11 protein-coding genes are annotated in these 15,463 nt (G+C 66.5%); 7 read left to right on the top strand and 4 right to left on the bottom strand.

Annotation, left to right across the window (positions count from 1 at the left end):
• Positions 1-22: 22 nt before the first annotated feature.
• The 4 genes from OHZ10_RS33805 (at position 23) to OHZ10_RS33790 (ending at position 5,708) form a co-directional block, all read left to right on the top strand.
• Complete coding sequence (locus OHZ10_RS33805; RefSeq protein ID WP_340626005.1) at positions 23-1,228, top strand: acetyl-CoA C-acetyltransferase; 1,206 nt, start codon at positions 23-25, stop codon at positions 1,226-1,228.
• 15 nt (positions 1,229-1,243) lie between these two features.
• Positions 1,244-3,196, top strand: coding sequence for an AMP-binding protein (locus tag OHZ10_RS33800; protein WP_342706359.1), 1,953 nt, complete (start codon positions 1,244-1,246; stop codon positions 3,194-3,196).
• Positions 3,197-3,214: 18 nt separating this feature from the next.
• Positions 3,215-4,396 carry a CaiB/BaiF CoA transferase family protein gene (locus OHZ10_RS33795; protein ID WP_059241636.1) on the top strand — a complete coding sequence of 394 codons (1,182 nt, stop codon included), beginning with the start codon at positions 3,215-3,217 and terminating at the stop codon, positions 4,394-4,396.
• Between the two features lie 301 nt (positions 4,397-4,697).
• Positions 4,698-5,708 carry a LysR family transcriptional regulator gene (locus OHZ10_RS33790; protein ID WP_342706358.1) on the top strand — a complete coding sequence of 337 codons (1,011 nt, stop codon included), beginning with the start codon at positions 4,698-4,700 and terminating at the stop codon, positions 5,706-5,708.
• A gap of 25 nt (positions 5,709-5,733) precedes the next feature.
• Here OHZ10_RS33790 and OHZ10_RS33785 read toward each other — a convergent pair whose 3' ends face one another.
• Both OHZ10_RS33785 and OHZ10_RS33780 read right to left on the bottom strand, forming a co-directional pair.
• A complete protein-coding gene (locus OHZ10_RS33785; protein WP_059241631.1) occupies positions 5,734-6,513 on the bottom strand; it encodes an enoyl-CoA hydratase/isomerase family protein in 780 nt (259 codons plus the stop codon).
• 276 nt (positions 6,514-6,789) lie between these two features.
• Complete coding sequence (locus OHZ10_RS33780) at positions 6,790-8,445, bottom strand: methyl-accepting chemotaxis protein (protein WP_342706357.1); 1,656 nt, start codon at positions 8,443-8,445, stop codon at positions 6,790-6,792.
• 521 nt (positions 8,446-8,966) lie between these two features.
• Here OHZ10_RS33780 and OHZ10_RS33775 point away from each other — a divergent pair.
• From OHZ10_RS33775 to OHZ10_RS33765, 3 genes are read left to right on the top strand one after another with little or no spacing between them, the layout of a single operon-like run.
• Positions 8,967-9,860 (top strand): MBL fold metallo-hydrolase, encoded by an 894-nt coding sequence (locus tag OHZ10_RS33775; RefSeq protein ID WP_256087364.1) that lies wholly within the window; start codon positions 8,967-8,969, stop codon positions 9,858-9,860.
• A 21-nt stretch (positions 9,861-9,881) separates the two neighbouring features.
• A complete protein-coding gene (locus OHZ10_RS33770; protein WP_340626003.1) occupies positions 9,882-11,378 on the top strand; it encodes an aldehyde dehydrogenase family protein in 1,497 nt (498 codons plus the stop codon).
• A 3-nt stretch (positions 11,379-11,381) separates the two neighbouring features.
• On the top strand, positions 11,382-13,016 hold the full coding sequence (locus OHZ10_RS33765) for a GMC family oxidoreductase (RefSeq protein WP_342706356.1): 1,635 nt from the start codon (positions 11,382-11,384) through the stop codon (positions 13,014-13,016).
• 137 nt (positions 13,017-13,153) lie between these two features.
• Here the strand turns inward: OHZ10_RS33765 and OHZ10_RS33760 are convergent, their stop codons facing one another.
• Both OHZ10_RS33760 and OHZ10_RS33755 read right to left on the bottom strand, forming a co-directional pair.
• The gene (locus OHZ10_RS33760; protein WP_342706355.1) at positions 13,154-14,398 is read right to left on the bottom strand and encodes an aromatic ring-hydroxylating dioxygenase subunit alpha; all 1,245 of its coding nucleotides are present in this window, start codon (positions 14,396-14,398) and stop codon (positions 13,154-13,156) included.
• Positions 14,399-14,454: 56 nt separating this feature from the next.
• Positions 14,455-14,817 (bottom strand): hypothetical protein, encoded by a 363-nt coding sequence (locus OHZ10_RS33755; protein ID WP_063805294.1) that lies wholly within the window; start codon positions 14,815-14,817, stop codon positions 14,455-14,457.
• Positions 14,818-15,463: the final 646 nt, after the last annotated feature.

Raw genomic sequence — 15,463 nt, 5'->3', positions numbered from 1 at the left:
TGACATTGAAGAGGCATTCGAAATGAAACGAGCAGCCATCGTCGCCCCGCTGCGCACGCCCGTGGGCGCATTCGGCGGAACGCTGAAGGGCGTTCCCGTCGAGGAACTCGGCGCGACCGTCGCGCGCGCCGTCGTCGAACGTACCGGGCTCGATCCCGCGCGCATCGACGACGTCGTGTTCGCACAAAGCTATGCGAGCGGCGAGACGCCGTGCACCGGGCGCTGGGTGGCGCTGCAGGCGGGCTTCCCGATCGAAGTCGCGGGCATGCAGCTGGACCGGCGCTGCGGCGGCGGCGTGCAGGCGCTGGCCACGGCCGCGATGATGGTGCAGACCGGCGCGGCCGACGTGGTGATGGCCGGCGGCGTCGAAAGCATGAGCAACGTCGAGTTCTATACGACCGACATGCGCTGGGGCAAGCGCGCGGGTTCGGTCACGATGCACGACCGGCTCGATCGCGGCCGTGAGCGCTCGCAGCCGGAAAGCCGTTTCGGCCGCATCAGCGGCATGATCGAAACCGCCGAGACGCTGGCGCGCGAGTACGGCATCACGCGCGAAGCGTCGGATCGCTTCGCCGCGCGCAGCCATCAACGCGCCGCCGCCGCGCAGCAGGCCGGCCATTTCGATGCGGAGATCGTTCCGGTCGCCGTGCCGCAGCGCAAGGGCGATCCACTGATCGTCGCGCGCGACGAAGGCGTGCGTGGCGAAACGACGCCCGACAGCCTCGCGAAACTGCGCACCATCATGAAGGACGGCGTCGTCACGGCCGGCAATGCATGCCAGCAGAACGACGCGGCCGCCGCGTGCCTGATCGTGGCCGAGGACAAGCTCGACGAGCTCGGCCTCACGCCGATCGGCTGGCTGGTCGGTTGGGCCGCCGCCGGCTGCGACCCGGCCCGCATGGGCATCGGCCCGGTGCCCGCCGTGCAGAAGGTGCTGGCGCGCACGGGCCTGACGTTCGGCCAGATGGACCTGATCGAACTCAACGAAGCGTTCGCGTGCCAGGCGCTGGCCTGCGTGAAGGGCTGGGGCAGCTCGATGGACGCGCTCGAAGACAAGCTCAACGTGAACGGCTCCGGCATCTCGCTGGGCCACCCGGTGGGCGCGACGGGCGGGCGCATCATGACCACGCTGCTGCACGAAATGCAGCGCCGCCAGGCCCGCTACGGGCTGGAAACGATGTGCATCGGCGGCGGCCAGGGCATCGCGATGATCGTCGAACGCGCATAAGGCTGGAGACCGACCATGAGCAACCCTGAATCCGGCCAGACCTGGCAACCCGGCCAGCGCGAGCTGCAGAACGCCGGCATCGTGAAGCTGATGCGCGCGCTGGACGTGCCGTCGTATGACGAACTGATGCGCGTGTCGATCGCCGAACCCGAGCGCTACTGGAACACCGTGATGCGCGAATGCGCGATCGCGTGGGACGCGCCACCCACCGCTTATGTCGACCTGTCGCGCGGCCCGCAGTTTCCGGCCTGGTTCCCCGGCGGCCGGCTCAACTGGGTCAATACGATTTACGGCTGGGCGCGCAATCCGGCCACCGCGCAGCAGAAGGCCGTCGTCGCCGAACGCGAGGACGGCAGCGTCAGCGAGCTGACCTATGCGGAGCTGGAGCAGCGCGTGCGCGACTTCGCGGCGGGCCTCGCGCGGCGCGGTGTCAAGCAAGGCGATCGCGTCGGCCTGTTGATGGAAAACGGTATCGAGGCAACCATTTCGCTGCTGGCCATCGTGCATTTGGGCGCGCTGGTCGTGCCGTTGTTCAGCGGCTTCGGCGTCGACGCGATCGTGGCGCGCCTGTCGGCGGCCGACGCGCGCATCGTGATCGCGTCCACCGGCTTCTCGCGCCGCACCAAGCGCGTGGACGTCCAGGGCGCGCTGCGCGACGCATGGCGCCAGTTGCCGCTGCTCGAACACGTGATCTGGAAGCGCGGCGAAGGCGACACCGCGCAGGACGCACGCGATCTCGACTGGCAGGAAACGGCGAGCGTCGCACGCGGCCAGGGCATCGAGCCGGTGTCGGTCACGCCCGATACGCCGTTCATGGTGATCTATACGTCGGGCACCACGGGCAAGCCCAAGGGCGTCGTGCACACCCACGGCAGCTTCCCGATCAAGATCGCGCACGATTCGCTGATTCACTTCGACGTGCATCCCGGCGACGTCTACTGCTGGCCCGCCGACATGGGCTGGATCGCGGGCACGCTGGTGCTCGGCTGCGCGCTGCTGCGCGGCGCGACGCTGGTGTGCTACGACGGCGCGCCCGATTACCCCGACTGGTCGCGCATGTCGCGCGTGGTGGAACGCCACCGCGTCACGCACTTCGGCTCGGCGCCGACGCTGATCCGCGGGATGGCCAGCCATGAAGCGCTCGCGCTCGCGGGCGACCGCTCCACCGTGCGCCTGCTGATCACGGCCGGCGAAGGCATCGCGCCCGAGCATTTCAACTGGTTCCTGCAGCGCTTCGGCGACGGCACGGCGCCCGTCATCAACTACACGGGCGGCACCGAAGCATCGGGCGCGCTGCTCGCGAGCGTCCCGATCCGGCCGATTCCGCCGAGCGGTTTCAACACGGTCTCGCCCGGCGTGGCCGTGGACGTCGTCAACGCCGACGGCCAGAGCGTGACCGGCGAAGTCGGCGAGCTGGCGATCCGCGCGCCGTTCGTCGGCATGACGCACTCGTTCTGGCGCGACGACGAGCGCTACCTGGAAACCTACTGGCAAACCCTCCCGGGCATCTGGGTGCACGGCGATCTCGCGCTGCGCACGCCCGACGGCAACTACTTCATGATGGGCCGCTCCGACGACACGCTGAAGGTCGCCGGCAAGCGCCTGGGGCCGGCCGAGGTCGAGGAAGTCGTGCTGGAGCTGCCCGACGTGGCGGAAGCCGCCGCGATCGGCGTGGCCGATGCCGACAAGGGGCAGAAGCTGGTCGTGTTCGTCGTGCCGAAGCCCGGCGCCGGCGTCGCGGCCGCCGATCTGGAAGCCATCGTGTCGGGCCACGTCGACAAGCGCCTGGGCCGCCCGTTCCGGCCCGGACGCGTGCATGTGGTCGCGCAGCTGCCCAAGACGCGCAGCTCGAAGATCATGCGGCGCGTGATCCGCAGCGTGTACTGCGGCCAGCCGCCGGGCGACCTGTCGTCGCTCGACAATCCCGGCGCGCTCGACGAAGTGCGCGCGGCCGCGACCTCCGCCTGACCCAACCGTGAACGCAACATGAAAGTACTCGAAGGCATCAAGGTCCTCGATTTCGGCCGCTTCATCGCCGGGCCGTTCTGTTCGGCGCTGCTGGCCGACTACGGCGCGGACGTCATCCGCATCGACCGCGTCGGTGGCGGCGAGGACCGCTTCATCGTGCCCGTGACCGAACACGGCGAAGGTGCGCTGTTCCTGCAGGTCAACCGCAACAAGCGTTCGATGACGCTCGATCTCGACAGCCCCGAGGGGCGCGACATCGTGCGCAAGCTGGTCGCCGATGCCGACGTGGTGATCGCCAACATGCCGCCCCGCACGCTCAAGAGCCTCGGGCTCGACTACGACAGCCTGCGCGCGATCAAGCCCGACGTGATCCTCGTCGCGTCGAACGCGTTCGGCAACAGCGAAGCCGTGCGCGACCGCGTGGGCTTCGACGGCGTCGGGCAGGCACTGAGCGGCGCCGTGTACATGGCGGGCACGCCCGACCGGCCGCAAAAGGCGATGGTGCCGGTGGTGGATTTCGCCACCGCGTTTTCGTGCGCGCTCGGCGTGATGCTGGCGCTCTACGAACGCCAGCGCAGCGGCATGGGCCAGGAAGTCAGCGCGTCGCTGCTGTGCACGGGCCTGAACATGGCCAGCGGCGCGCTGATCGAGGAAGCGCTGCTCGGGCTGGATCGCCAGGCGACGCTGAACCGCGCGTCCGGCTATGCGCCGTCCGACATCTTCAAGGCAACGGACGGCTGGTTCATCACGCAGGTGATCGGCCGGCCGATGTTCAAGCGCTGGACGCAGCTCGTGGGCCGGCCGGAACTGCTCGACGATCCGCGCTTCGCCGACGATGCGCTGCGCGGCGAAAACGGCGCGCTGCTGAGCGAACTGATGAGCGCATGGTGCGCGGACAAGACGCTCGCCGACGCGCTGGCCGCGCTCGAACAGGCGCGCATCCCGGCCAGCCCCGTCAACTCGCCGCGCCAGGCGCTGGAGGACGAAACCATCAAGGCCGCCGACGTGATCCGCTGGATGGATTATCCCGGCGCGCCGAAGCCGGTGCCGATCTTCGCGACGCCGGTTTCGCTGTCGCGCACGCCGCCGGAAATCCATACGCGGCCGCCGCTGACCGGCGAGCATACGGATGAGATCCTTGCCGGCATCGGGCTCGATGCACGCGCGGTGGCCGATCTGCGGTCGCGCAAGATCGTCTGACGGAACGGGTCGCGTCGTCGCCGCGCACCGCCGTCGCAACGACGGCCGGTGCGCGCCCGTTTCGGTGCCCGTGTCGCACGCCAGCCGGCCCCCGCACATCCGCATGCCCGCGTCGCCCGTTGACGTGGCTTGAAGCAGCCCGCCGCCGCCTCCCGTTTCCCGCTCGTTTCCCGCCCGTTGCCTGGCGCATTGACGCGCGGCTCGCCGCTGCACGCCTTTGCGCGGCCGACACCGGCATTTCGCCGATTACCGGAAAATCAAATATCGACTATATTCGTCAGCCAGACTTGACAATCGAATCATGGACCCGTCCCAGCTCCCTTCCCTCGCGTGGTTCGTGCACATCGCGCACCATCTCAGCTTCACCAAGGCCGCCGCCGAAATGGGCGTGTCGCGCGCCGCGCTGTCGCAGAACCTGAAAGCGCTCGAACGGCAGCTCAACGTGAAGCTGCTGTACCGGACCACGCGCGACATGTCGCTGACCGAGGACGGGCAACGGCTCTACGACACGCTGCGGCCGGCATTCGGCTCGATCGAGCTGGCGATCCGCAACCTGCACGAAGTCCGGCACGAGCCGTCCGGGCTGCTGCGCATCAACACGTCGCGGGTCGCCGCACGAAACCTGGTCGAGCCGCACCTCGGCGAATTCATGGCGCGCTATCCATTGCTACGGGTTGAGCTCGTGATGGACGACGGGCTGTCGAATATCATCGCCGACGGCTACGACGCGGGCATCCGGCTCGGCGAGAGCCTCGCCGAGCACATGGTGGCCGTGCCGATCACGCCGATGCTCGAAATGGCCGTGGTCGGCTCACCGGACTATTTCGCGCGCCACGGCACGCCGGCCACGCCCGCCGACCTGATCGGGCACAACTGCCTGTGCTATCGGCACACGACGAGCGGCGCGATCTATCGCTGGGAGTTCACGTCGCCCGAGATCGAGGGGCATGCGTTCGAAGTGGAGCCGCACGGCAGCGTGGTCACGAACGACGACGACGGGATGATTCGGGCCGCACTGCAGGGGATCGGCCTGATCCAGCACCAGGACATCGCGCTGCGCGAACATCTCGACGCCGGCACACTGGTGCGCGTGCTCGATCGCTGGTGCAAGCCGTTTCCCGGCTATTACCTGTACACGCCGTCGCGCGAGCAGATGCCCGCCAAGGTGCGTGCGCTGATGGATTTCCTCGTCGAGAAGCGCGATCACCTGGCCGTCGATATGGCCAGGCGCGTGGCCAACCCTGCGCAGGCCGCCGCGCCGAAATCCCGCAAGCCGCGCGCCACGGGTACCCGGCGAGCCACGCGCGCATGAACGGCCGCGTGTCGCAGCGCGCCGCTCAGCCTGGGTCGCGCCGCGCGAAATCCTGCACGGACGCCACCAGCGACGGCGACTCGGTGCGATAGCGGTACTGCATCCACCGCTCCATCGACAGCCCGTCGTTCAGCGGCATTTCGAGCGCGCGGCGGGTCATGTGTTTCATCGCGGCCAGCGCATCGGCGTCGGTGTGCGCGATCTCGCGGGCGAGCTGCATCGTCGCCGCGTCAAGCGCATCGCCGCTCACCGCGAGCGACGCGAGCCCTATCCGCTCTGCGTCTCGGCCTGTCATGCGCCGCCCGGTGACGAGGTAGTACATCGCACGCGCGAGCCCGATCTTGCGCGGCAGCCGCTGCGAGCCGCCACCGCTCGGCAGCAGGTTGCGCTGCAGATGCGCGTCGCCCAGTTCCGCGTTTTCGTCGACGACCACGATGTCGGATGCCAGCGCCAGTTCGAACCCGCCCGCCACCGCAAAACCATTGACCGACGCGATCACGATCTGCCGCGACGCTTCCATCAGCGCGAACGTGTCCTGCATCAGGTCCTGGTGCCGCATGTGCGCGGCGGGATCGGCGAGCACGCCGCTCGCGAGCCATTTCAGGTCGTTGCCCGCGCAGAATGCGCGGCCGCTGCCGCGAATCACGATTACGCGGATATCGCGGGCCGGATCGGCGGCCGTGCGCACCGCGTCGTTCAGTGCCGCGAGCGTCGCACCGTCCAGCGCATTCATCCGTTCGGCGCGATTCAGCGTGATGACGCGGATACCGGGCGTCGAGTCGTCTGTCAGCAGTGCGTTCGTCATGTTGTCTCCTGGTCCGGACGAATCGATCCGGGCCGGCCGGCGCGCCACCGTTCTGCGGGAACGCGTTGTCGGCCGGAACCGCCGTTCATCCGTCGCACGTTTTCCGTGCCTGCATTAAAAGCCCGTTCCGCTGGAATTCGCCATGCGGGCCACGCGTTGTTCCGTTAGCTGGAAACGCGCGCGTTTCGCACGGCATTTCGGCGGCCTGTTCCGAAGTCCGTACACGACCGCCACCCGCGATGGGGATGCGACGCGATAGCGGCATTGCATCCCCCGCTACACCGCATACGACTCGCTCGCCACAACCGGTCTCGACTCGATCGCAGGCGAGCCATACCGCCGCGCACCGGGCGCTTCGTGCACCGGCGGCGCATCGTCTTCGCGAACGATGAAACTCGAAATCATCGCGACGAGCTGCTTGCTCTGATCGTCCAGCGACTGCGCAGCGGCGGCCACTTCCTCGACATACGCGGCATTGTGCTGCGTTGCCCGGTCCATTTCCGACACGGCCTGATTGACCTGATCGATACCGTGGCCCTGTTCGACCGAGGCGGCCGCGATTTCTTCCATCAGGTCGGTCACGCGCGCGATCGCCTGCATGATCTCGGCCATCGACGTACCTGCCGCGTTCACGAGTTCCACGCCGCCCCTGACGCGCCCGACGGATTCGTGAATCAAGCCCCGTATTTCCTTCGACGCCGATGAAGAGCGCTGAGCGAGCGAACGCACCTCCGACGCGACGACCGCGAAGCCGCGCCCCTGCTCGCCGGCCCGCGCCGCTTCCACGGCAGCGTTGAGCGCCAGGATGTTGGTCTGGAACGCGATGCCTTCGATGATGCCGACGATCTCGGCGATCCGGCCGGAGCTGGCATCGATACTGCCCATCGCATCGACCACCTGCGCGACGACACCGTTGCAACGCTCGGCCACCCGCACGGCCTGCACCGCGACCTGGCTCGCCTGCCGGACGTTGTCGGTGTTCTGGCCGACTCTCGACGAGAGTTCGGCCATGCTCGCCGCGGTCTCCTGCAGCGAAGCGGCCTGCATCTCCGTACGCCGGGACAGATCCTGATCGCCGGCCGAGATCTGCGCGGCCGCCGATGCAATCGAATGGGCGCTCACCTTGATGCCGTTGATTGCGCCGGACAGATTCGCCTGCATGCGCTTCATCGAGTAGAGCAGGCTGGCGCGGTCGTTCGGCGCGGTCACGATGGCCGCCGTAAAATCGTTGGCCGCGATTCGCCCGGCAATCTCGACCGCATAGCCCGGCTCCCCGCCCATCGTCCGGGCGATCCCGCGATTGAGCGCCACGACGATGCCGCTCATCGCCAGCGCGATCAGCGCACACAGGCCGAGGCTTTGCAGCAGGCTCGCCTGAAACGCGCTGTCGATGTCATCGACGAACAGGCTGGTATTGATGATCCAGTCCCACGGACGATAGGTGTCGATGTATGCGACCCGCGCAGCGTCCGTCGTTACCCCTGACGTTTCCTTCGGATAGTCGAAGCGCTGGAATCCGCTGCCGGTTCTTGCCACCAGGTCAATCTGCTGCTGGACGATCGCGGCGGCCTTCGGGTTCAGTTCGCTCAACGACTTGTTCTGAATCGACGCGTCGAATGGGTACATCAACACCACGCCCTTCGAATTCACGATCGAGAAATAGCCGCTGCCTGCTTCACCGTAACGCATGCCGCGGATCACGTCCATCGCCTGCTTTTGCGCTTGCTCGGCGCTCATTTCTCCTGCAGTGGCTCGCTTCACATAGAACTCGACCGTGGCGAGCGCAATCTGGGTTGCATGCACGAGATCGGACTTGCGCTCGTCGAGGCGCATCTCGCGACTGCGGTACGCATCGGTGACGGACAGCAGGATCAGGCAGAGCAAGCTCAGGACCAGCGGCACCCCGAGCTTCTGCTTGAATGACAACTTCATGATCGTGGCATCTCCTCGTTGTTATCGATATGTTTTTGGCATCGGGCGCCGATCCATCCGGTCACCCGCATGGGGTTGCGTTACCCTCCCCCGACTTTCGCCCGCGTCTGCCACGCCGGCGCAGCGATCAACGAACGAGCGCAGCAGCAGCCTGAAATCAACGACAAGCAGCGAGACCCATGCTACTTATGGCAATAATTCCCCGTCAATTTTGCATTATTTAGTGTTCCGTACATTGGTGAGCACAGTGCATTCATGTGCTCTGGCGGGAGGGCCATCGCCAGCAAATGCATTTCGCGCCGATCAGGTCGCGTTGCATGGACGAAGCGCGGATCACGCCTGCATTCTCCGATGTACGGAACAGCACTCGGCAAACGCGACGCTAACGACGTACGCCGTGGTTGAATCGGATATCCACGTACGGGCCCTCATAAGACCTTTCTCGAAGGTGGAGGTCGGTCAATCCACCGGAGCGCCCTTCGACAACGCGCTCACTCCAACCCTCTCCAAGGAAAAACGCCATGCCGCTGCTGCATACCATTCGTTCCCGGATCGGCCATGCGGAAATCGTGCAGATCGTCGAGATGGACATCAGCGGAATTCTGGGCGTGCTGTTGCCCGAAGCCACGCCCGACGTGATGAAGTCCATTCCGTGGATGAAACCGCCCTACGTGGATGACGAACACCGCATGCGCGCCGTCAGCCAGTGCTTCATCGTCACGACCGGCACGCGCGTGCTGGTGGTCGACACCTGCGTTGGCAACGACAAGCACGTCGCGGGCTTCGACGCGTTCGCCGATCTGCGGCTGGAATTCCTGGCGACGCTGGAGCAGGCCGGCATCGACCGCCACGCGGTCACCGACGTGCTGTGCACGCACCTGCATTTCGATCACGTCGGCTGGAACACGTACAAGCAGGACGGCCGGTGGCAGCCCACCTTTCCCAACGCGACCTACCACTTCGGCAAGACGGAATACGCGTTTGCGCAACAGGGTGACCCGAACGACGCGATGTACGCCGCGCAGGACATCTCGTTCCAGGAATCCATCCAGCCCGTCGTCGATGCGGGGCTCGCGAATTTCATCGACCGCGACACCGACCTGGGCGATGGCATCTCGGTGTTCTCCACGCCGGGGCACTCGATCGGCCACATCGCGATCGAGGTCGACGCGGGCACGGAAAAATTCATCATCGGCGGCGACGCGATGCATCATCCGGTGCAGGTCGCCAGGCCGGACATGGCGCTGGTGCTGGACTACGACAACGCGCAGTCGGCGGCCACTCGGCACACGCTGCTGTCACGCCTCGACGGCAGCGCCACGTTGTTTACCTGCACGCATTTCTGTTCCCCGTCGTTCGGGTTGATCAGCAAGGACCCGGACGGCGGCTACGTCTTCACCGGGGTGACGAAGTAACCCCCTTATCTCTCTGAACCCATGCTCAGTCTCGTTTCCCGGCTCGATGCGCTGAATGTCAGCCCGGGCCGCCTTTTCATCGACGGCCAGTGGCTCGACTGGCCCGATGCGCGTTTCGACCAGATCAACCCCTGCACGAACGAGGTCATGACCAGCTTCGCCGAAGCCGGCACGCGCGGCGTCGCGCTCGCAGTGGCCGCGGCACGCAAGGCGTTCGACGAAGGCCCGTGGCCGCGCATGCGCGCGCAGGATCGCAAGCGCATGTTGCAGCCGATCGTCGAGCGACTGTACGCAGCCGAGGACGAAATCGCCCGGTTGCAGACCCTCGACAACGGCATTCCGTACACGTTCAGCCGCAACTCGCGCGTGTCGGCGAAAGCGGCCGCCGACATCTTCGACCATTTCCTCGGCTGGATCGACAAGATCAACGGCGACACGCTGCCGATCTTCTCGGGCGCGTCGAACATGCAGTACATGACCTTCCGCGACCCGGTCGGCGTCGTCGCGGCGATCCTGCCGTACAACGGCCCGGTGATGACGTTCGCAATGAAAGTGGCGCCCGCGCTGGCCTGCGGTTGTACCGTCGTCGTCAAGCCGTCCGAACTCACCAACCTCGCCGTGAGCCGGCTCGCGCAGATCCTGGCCGACAGCGATTTGCCGCCCGGCGTGTTCAACCTCGTGACCGGCGCGACCGAAACGGGCACGGCGCTCACATCGCACCCCGGCGTCGACAAGGTGACGTTTACCGGCAGCCCGCTCGTCGGCGAACGCATCACGGTGGCGAGCGCGCCGACCATGAAACGCCTGTCGCTGGAGCTGGGCGGCAAAAGCGCGGCGCTGGTCTTTCCCGACACGCGCAGCGTGCCGGCCACGGCGCAGGCGATCATGGGCCTCTGTTCGACCTTCCTGTCGGGACAGGTCTGCACCACGCCTTCCCGCGCGCTCGTGCATCGTTCGATCATGGACGAGTTCCTGCATCACGCGCAGGAACAGCTCGCGAAGGTGCGGTTCGGCGATCCGTTCGACGCCGCCACCACGTCCGCTCCGATGATCTCCCGGCGCCACCAGGCGCGCGTGCTCGAATACGTCGAAAGCGGCCGGCAGCAAGGCGCGACGCTGCTGGCCGGCGGCCGTGCTCCCGACGGCGCATCCGGCAACGGCAACTGGGTCGAACCGGCGCTTTTCGCGAACGTGCGCAACGACATGACGATTGCGCAGGAAGAAATCTTCGGCCCCGTGCTGTCGGTGATTCCGTTCGATACGGAAGAGGAAGCGGTGCGCATCGCCAACGACAGCGAATACGGTCTCGCCGGCTGCGTGTACACCACGGACGTCAGCCGCGCGTTTCGCGTCGCCCGCGCGGTGAGGAGCGGCTCGATCGGCGTCAACGGCTTCGCCAGCATTCCGAACGCGCCGTTCGGCGGCATCAAGCGCTCGGGCGTGGGGCGCGAAGGCGGCTGGTCGACGATCGAGGCGTTCACCGAGCTGAAGACCATCAATTTCAATCTGGATGCCTGAGTCATGACCGAAACCTTCGATTATGTGGTCGTCGGCGCGGGCAGCGGCGGCAGCGTGGTGGCCGCGCGGCTGGCCGAGGCCGGCCATACCGTGTGCGTGCTGGAAGCCGGCCCGCCCGATACCAACCCGTTCATCCACATTCCGGCGGGTTACATCAAGAACCTGTTCAACGACCGGCTGGTGTGGCGCTTTCGCAGCGGGCCGATCGCGGGCACCGACGGGCGCACCATCGAACTGACCCAGGGCAAGGTCGTGGGCGGATCGGGTTCGATCAACGGGATGGTCTACAACCGCGGGCAGCATGCCGATTTCGACGGCTGGGCCGCGCTCGGCAATGCGGGCTGGGGCTACGACGACGTGCTGCCGTTTTTCAAGAAGGCCGAGACGCGCATCGGGCCCGGCGACGATCGCTACCGCGGCCGCAACGGCCCGCTGATCGTGACCGACCCGATCATGCCGGCGCCGCTGTGCGACCTGTTCATCGAAGCTGTCGAGAGCCTCGGTTATCCGTATGTGGCCGACTCGAATGCCGAAGCGCAGGACGGCGTCGGCCCGTGGCATTTCATGATCGACACGCGCGGCCGCACGCCGCGGCGCTGGAGCGCCGCGAGGGCCTACCTGCATCCGGCCATCAGGACCGGACGCGTGGCGCTGCGCACCGATAGCCCCACGACGCGCGTGCTGCTGGAAGGCGGCCGCGCGGTGGGCGTGCGGTATCGGTCCGGCGGCACCGGTGCGCCCGAGCGCGAGGTGCGCGCCAACCGAGAGGTGATCGTCGCGGCGGGCGCGCTGAACACGCCGCGCCTGCTGCAGATCTCCGGCATCGGCGAAAGCGCCCATCTGCGCGCCATCGGCGTGCAACCGCAGATCGACCTGCCCGGCGTGGGCGCGAACCTCGTCGATCACTTCAACCTGCGCGTGGCCGTCAAGGTGAAGGACGTCGCCACCATCAACGAGCGCGGGCGCGGGCTGCCGCTTGCCCGCGAGATCGCCCGGTATTTCCTCGGCCGGCCGAGCATCCTCAGCATGGGCCCGGTGCCGATGCGCTTCTTCTTCCGCTCCGAACCCTCGCTGACGCGGCCCGACCTGCAGGTTTCGTTCACGCCCGGCAGCTATCAGGAAGGGTTGCCCGGCCTCCTCGATCACTATCCGGGCATGACGCTGGGCGGCCACAAGCAGCGCCCCGACAGTCGCGGCTGGGTCCGTGCGCGTTCCGCGAACATCGACGAGTTGCCCGAAGTGCAACCGAACTACCTGGCCGACGAATCGGACCAGCGCGCGATGGTGGCCGTGGTGAAGATGGCGCGGGCCGTGTTGCAGGCGCGGCCGTTCGCGCCGTACTACGTCGACGAGATGTTCCCCGGCAAGCACGTACGCACCGACGACGAGATTCTCGCGTTCGCGCGCCAGCGTGGCGGCACCGTCTATCACCACAACGGCACCGCGCGCATGGGGCCCGACAGCGACCCGATGGCGGTGGTCGATGCGCGGCTGCGCGTGCGCGGCTTGCAGGGCCTGCGCGTCGCCGATGCGTCCGTGATGCCGATGCCGATCTCGGGCGCGACCAACGCCGCCACCATCATGATCGGCGAGAAGGCGGCCGACATGCTGGTACAGGATGCGAAAGCGGCGTTCTGAGCACGCGTTTGCACATCGCGTCACGCCGGGCGGCCGTGGGCAGGCCCGGCAGTTGCACGTTGCTGCTTTCACGCGTCGTTACAAGCAGGCAGACCGATGCGTCGGCGATCAGCGGCAGCCGGTCGCCGACGCAGGCGCTACGCGATCGCGTCCTTCACGGTCGACGCCGACGACCACCGGACTACCTGCTCGAGCCCGTGCCGGCACAGGATCTCGCTCTCGTTGAAATGGATGAACGGTTTTGCGCCCGTCTCCATGCCGGCCTGCATCGACTCGATGTTGCCGAGATCCTCGAGCATGCCGTCGGAGATGTGCGACGTGAAATGCTCGAGTTGCAGGCGTTCCCGCACGCTCTTGGGTTTCTTGTTGTAGAAGCGCGCTTCCCAGATGGTCGTATTCGCCGACGTCGGCCAGAATTCATGCGTCCAGAACTGGTTCGCCGAGATCTGCAGATGCCAGTTCGGGAAGAACCAGTTCACGTCCTGCGACCAGTCCGGATGCCGCTCGGGGTTCACGCCGCGGTGCTCGGTAAGCGGATTGGCCTGCGTGACGTTGCGCGTGCCGGTCACCGTCTCGCCGGCCGAGAACAGCCAGCGCATCACTTTCGCGTGCTCCGGCACCGGGACGCTCTGGTTCAGCCACAGCGAGAACGAGCGATGGGCGCCGCGCAGGTTCGCGCCCAGCGGCCGCCCGAACGGATTTTCCTTGCCCGTGTAGATCGGCCCGAACGTCTTCGGGTGGATCGACGCGATGTGATACACCTCGCTGAAGTTTTCGGCCACTGCTTTCCAGTTCGCCTTGAACTCCCCGCGCAGCACGATCGCGTTGTCGGCGTCCGGATAGTCGATGCCGGACAGCGCGTCGGCCATCGGCCCGAGGAATTCCGTGAGACCGACCTCCGGCGCCGGCGCCAGGTTGATGAAGATCCAGCCGTCCCACACATCGACCGCGACGGGCGTCAGCCCGCATTTCTTTCGGTCGAGATGGAAGAAGCCGGCTTCGTCAGGCACGTTCGCCAGCTCGCCAGCGTTGTTGTAGCCCCAGCTGTGATAACGGCAGACAAAACGCTTTGCGTTGCCGCTCGGCCGGTGCTCGACGATATTCGCACGATGCGCGCAGACGTTGTGAAACGCGCGGACCTTGCCGTCCTCCGAACGTGCGACGATCACGGACGCCTTGGCGACCGCAAGATCCTTGACGAAGAAATCGCCCGGTTTCGGAATCCGCTCGACGCGGCCCACCATCAGCCAGGCGCGACGAAAGATCCGTTCGCGTTCGATTTCGTATTGCTCCGGATCCGTGTACAGCGTGGTCGGCATCGGTTTCGTCGACAGGCCGACGGATTCGGTCAAGCTCGGTTTGAGTTCACCAGGGTGGTTCATGCCAGCTCCTGAAAGGGATGGGGACGGCGGGGCCTGATCGGCCCGACGACGCGCGATCAGCCGTGCGGCTGAAAGCCGGTCGTGATCGTCAATGCGTGAACGGGCGGCGCATGCCGGATGCCCGAGGCCTCGTGCATTTCGACGGCGATCGCCGCATGGCACATCGCGAGCAGCAGGCGAAACAGGTTCTGCGCGGGCACCGGCATGTCGTCGAGCGGAAACTGCTCGAGATGGACGGTCGCCTCCTCCGCCCGCCCGGACATCGCTTCGTAGAACGTCACGATCTCCGCGTACGGCATGGCCGCGCGATGGATCCAGCGCGCGTGCGACGTCGGCGCGTTCCATCGGTCGAGAAACGGTTCGAGCGCCTCGAAGCCTTCCGGCAAGCGCTGCGAATCGCGTGATACATCGTCAGTCATCGTGCTCCTCCAGTTCCGGAACGCAATGCCTGCGCCCGGGATGGGCCGCAGCGCATTGCGTCGTGTCACAGCGTGATACGTGACCTCGCGGCATCGGCACCGGGCCGTTCGTGCGGCCTCATCTCCGGTGTCGACCGGCAACGCGGGCAAATGCGTGTTCCACCGTCGACGCTTCGCATTTCGTACGTGGAAACAAGGAGCGGATTGCAAGCGGATACGGCCTCTTCGGCATCGCCCGTTTACCTAACGAACGATAGATTGATTCGATGCTGGCGATCACTCCATCCGGTCTAACCCGGACGCGGATGCCGGTTCCGGCAGGAACGCGGCGCGCTTGCGGATCGGAGTCGAGCGCGCCGAACGCTGCGAACGGCATGCCGGGGCGCATCGCACGAAAGTCGTCACACGTTTCACGGCCCGCGGCGGCCATGCTTAGTGGATAACACTCATGGCACATCACTTTGCGTCACGCCAAACTACCTAACGATAGTTTGGTAATCGAATGCGTACCGGCGGAATCGTCGATGCGTCGAACGACCACCCAGGCTGACCGGATGCCCATGACTGGCCTGACGCGCAAGCGGCATGCCGCGTCGACATCCCCTTTTACACGCATCAAACGATCGTACCGGAGACAAGATGAGGA

Source organism: Burkholderia arboris (assembly GCF_038723655.1).
Taxonomy (GTDB): domain Bacteria; phylum Pseudomonadota; class Gammaproteobacteria; order Burkholderiales; family Burkholderiaceae; genus Burkholderia; species Burkholderia arboris.
The sequence above is the reverse complement of the archived record's forward strand: the minus strand, read 5'-3'. Positions and strand labels throughout refer to the sequence as shown.

Excerpts from the sequence above, each read along its gene's own strand:
- OHZ10_RS33805 (WP_340626005.1), top strand. The coding sequence starts at position 23 with ATGAAACGAGCAGCCATCGTCGCCCCGCTGCGCACGCCCGTGGGCGCA.
- OHZ10_RS33800 (WP_342706359.1), top strand. The coding sequence starts at position 1,244 with ATGAGCAACCCTGAATCCGGCCAGACCTGGCAACCCGGCCAGCGCGAG.
- OHZ10_RS33795 (WP_059241636.1), top strand. The coding sequence starts at position 3,215 with ATGAAAGTACTCGAAGGCATCAAGGTCCTCGATTTCGGCCGCTTCATC.
- OHZ10_RS33790 (WP_342706358.1), top strand. The coding sequence starts at position 4,698 with ATGGACCCGTCCCAGCTCCCTTCCCTCGCGTGGTTCGTGCACATCGCG.
- OHZ10_RS33785 (WP_059241631.1), bottom strand. The coding sequence starts at position 6,513 with ATGACGAACGCACTGCTGACAGACGACTCGACGCCCGGTATCCGCGTC.
- OHZ10_RS33780 (WP_342706357.1), bottom strand. The coding sequence starts at position 8,445 with ATGAAGTTGTCATTCAAGCAGAAGCTCGGGGTGCCGCTGGTCCTGAGC.
- OHZ10_RS33775 (WP_256087364.1), top strand. The coding sequence starts at position 8,967 with ATGCCGCTGCTGCATACCATTCGTTCCCGGATCGGCCATGCGGAAATC.
- OHZ10_RS33770 (WP_340626003.1), top strand. The coding sequence starts at position 9,882 with ATGCTCAGTCTCGTTTCCCGGCTCGATGCGCTGAATGTCAGCCCGGGC.
- OHZ10_RS33765 (WP_342706356.1), top strand. The coding sequence starts at position 11,382 with ATGACCGAAACCTTCGATTATGTGGTCGTCGGCGCGGGCAGCGGCGGC.
- OHZ10_RS33760 (WP_342706355.1), bottom strand. The coding sequence starts at position 14,398 with ATGAACCACCCTGGTGAACTCAAACCGAGCTTGACCGAATCCGTCGGC.
- OHZ10_RS33755 (WP_063805294.1), bottom strand. The coding sequence starts at position 14,817 with ATGACTGACGATGTATCACGCGATTCGCAGCGCTTGCCGGAAGGCTTC.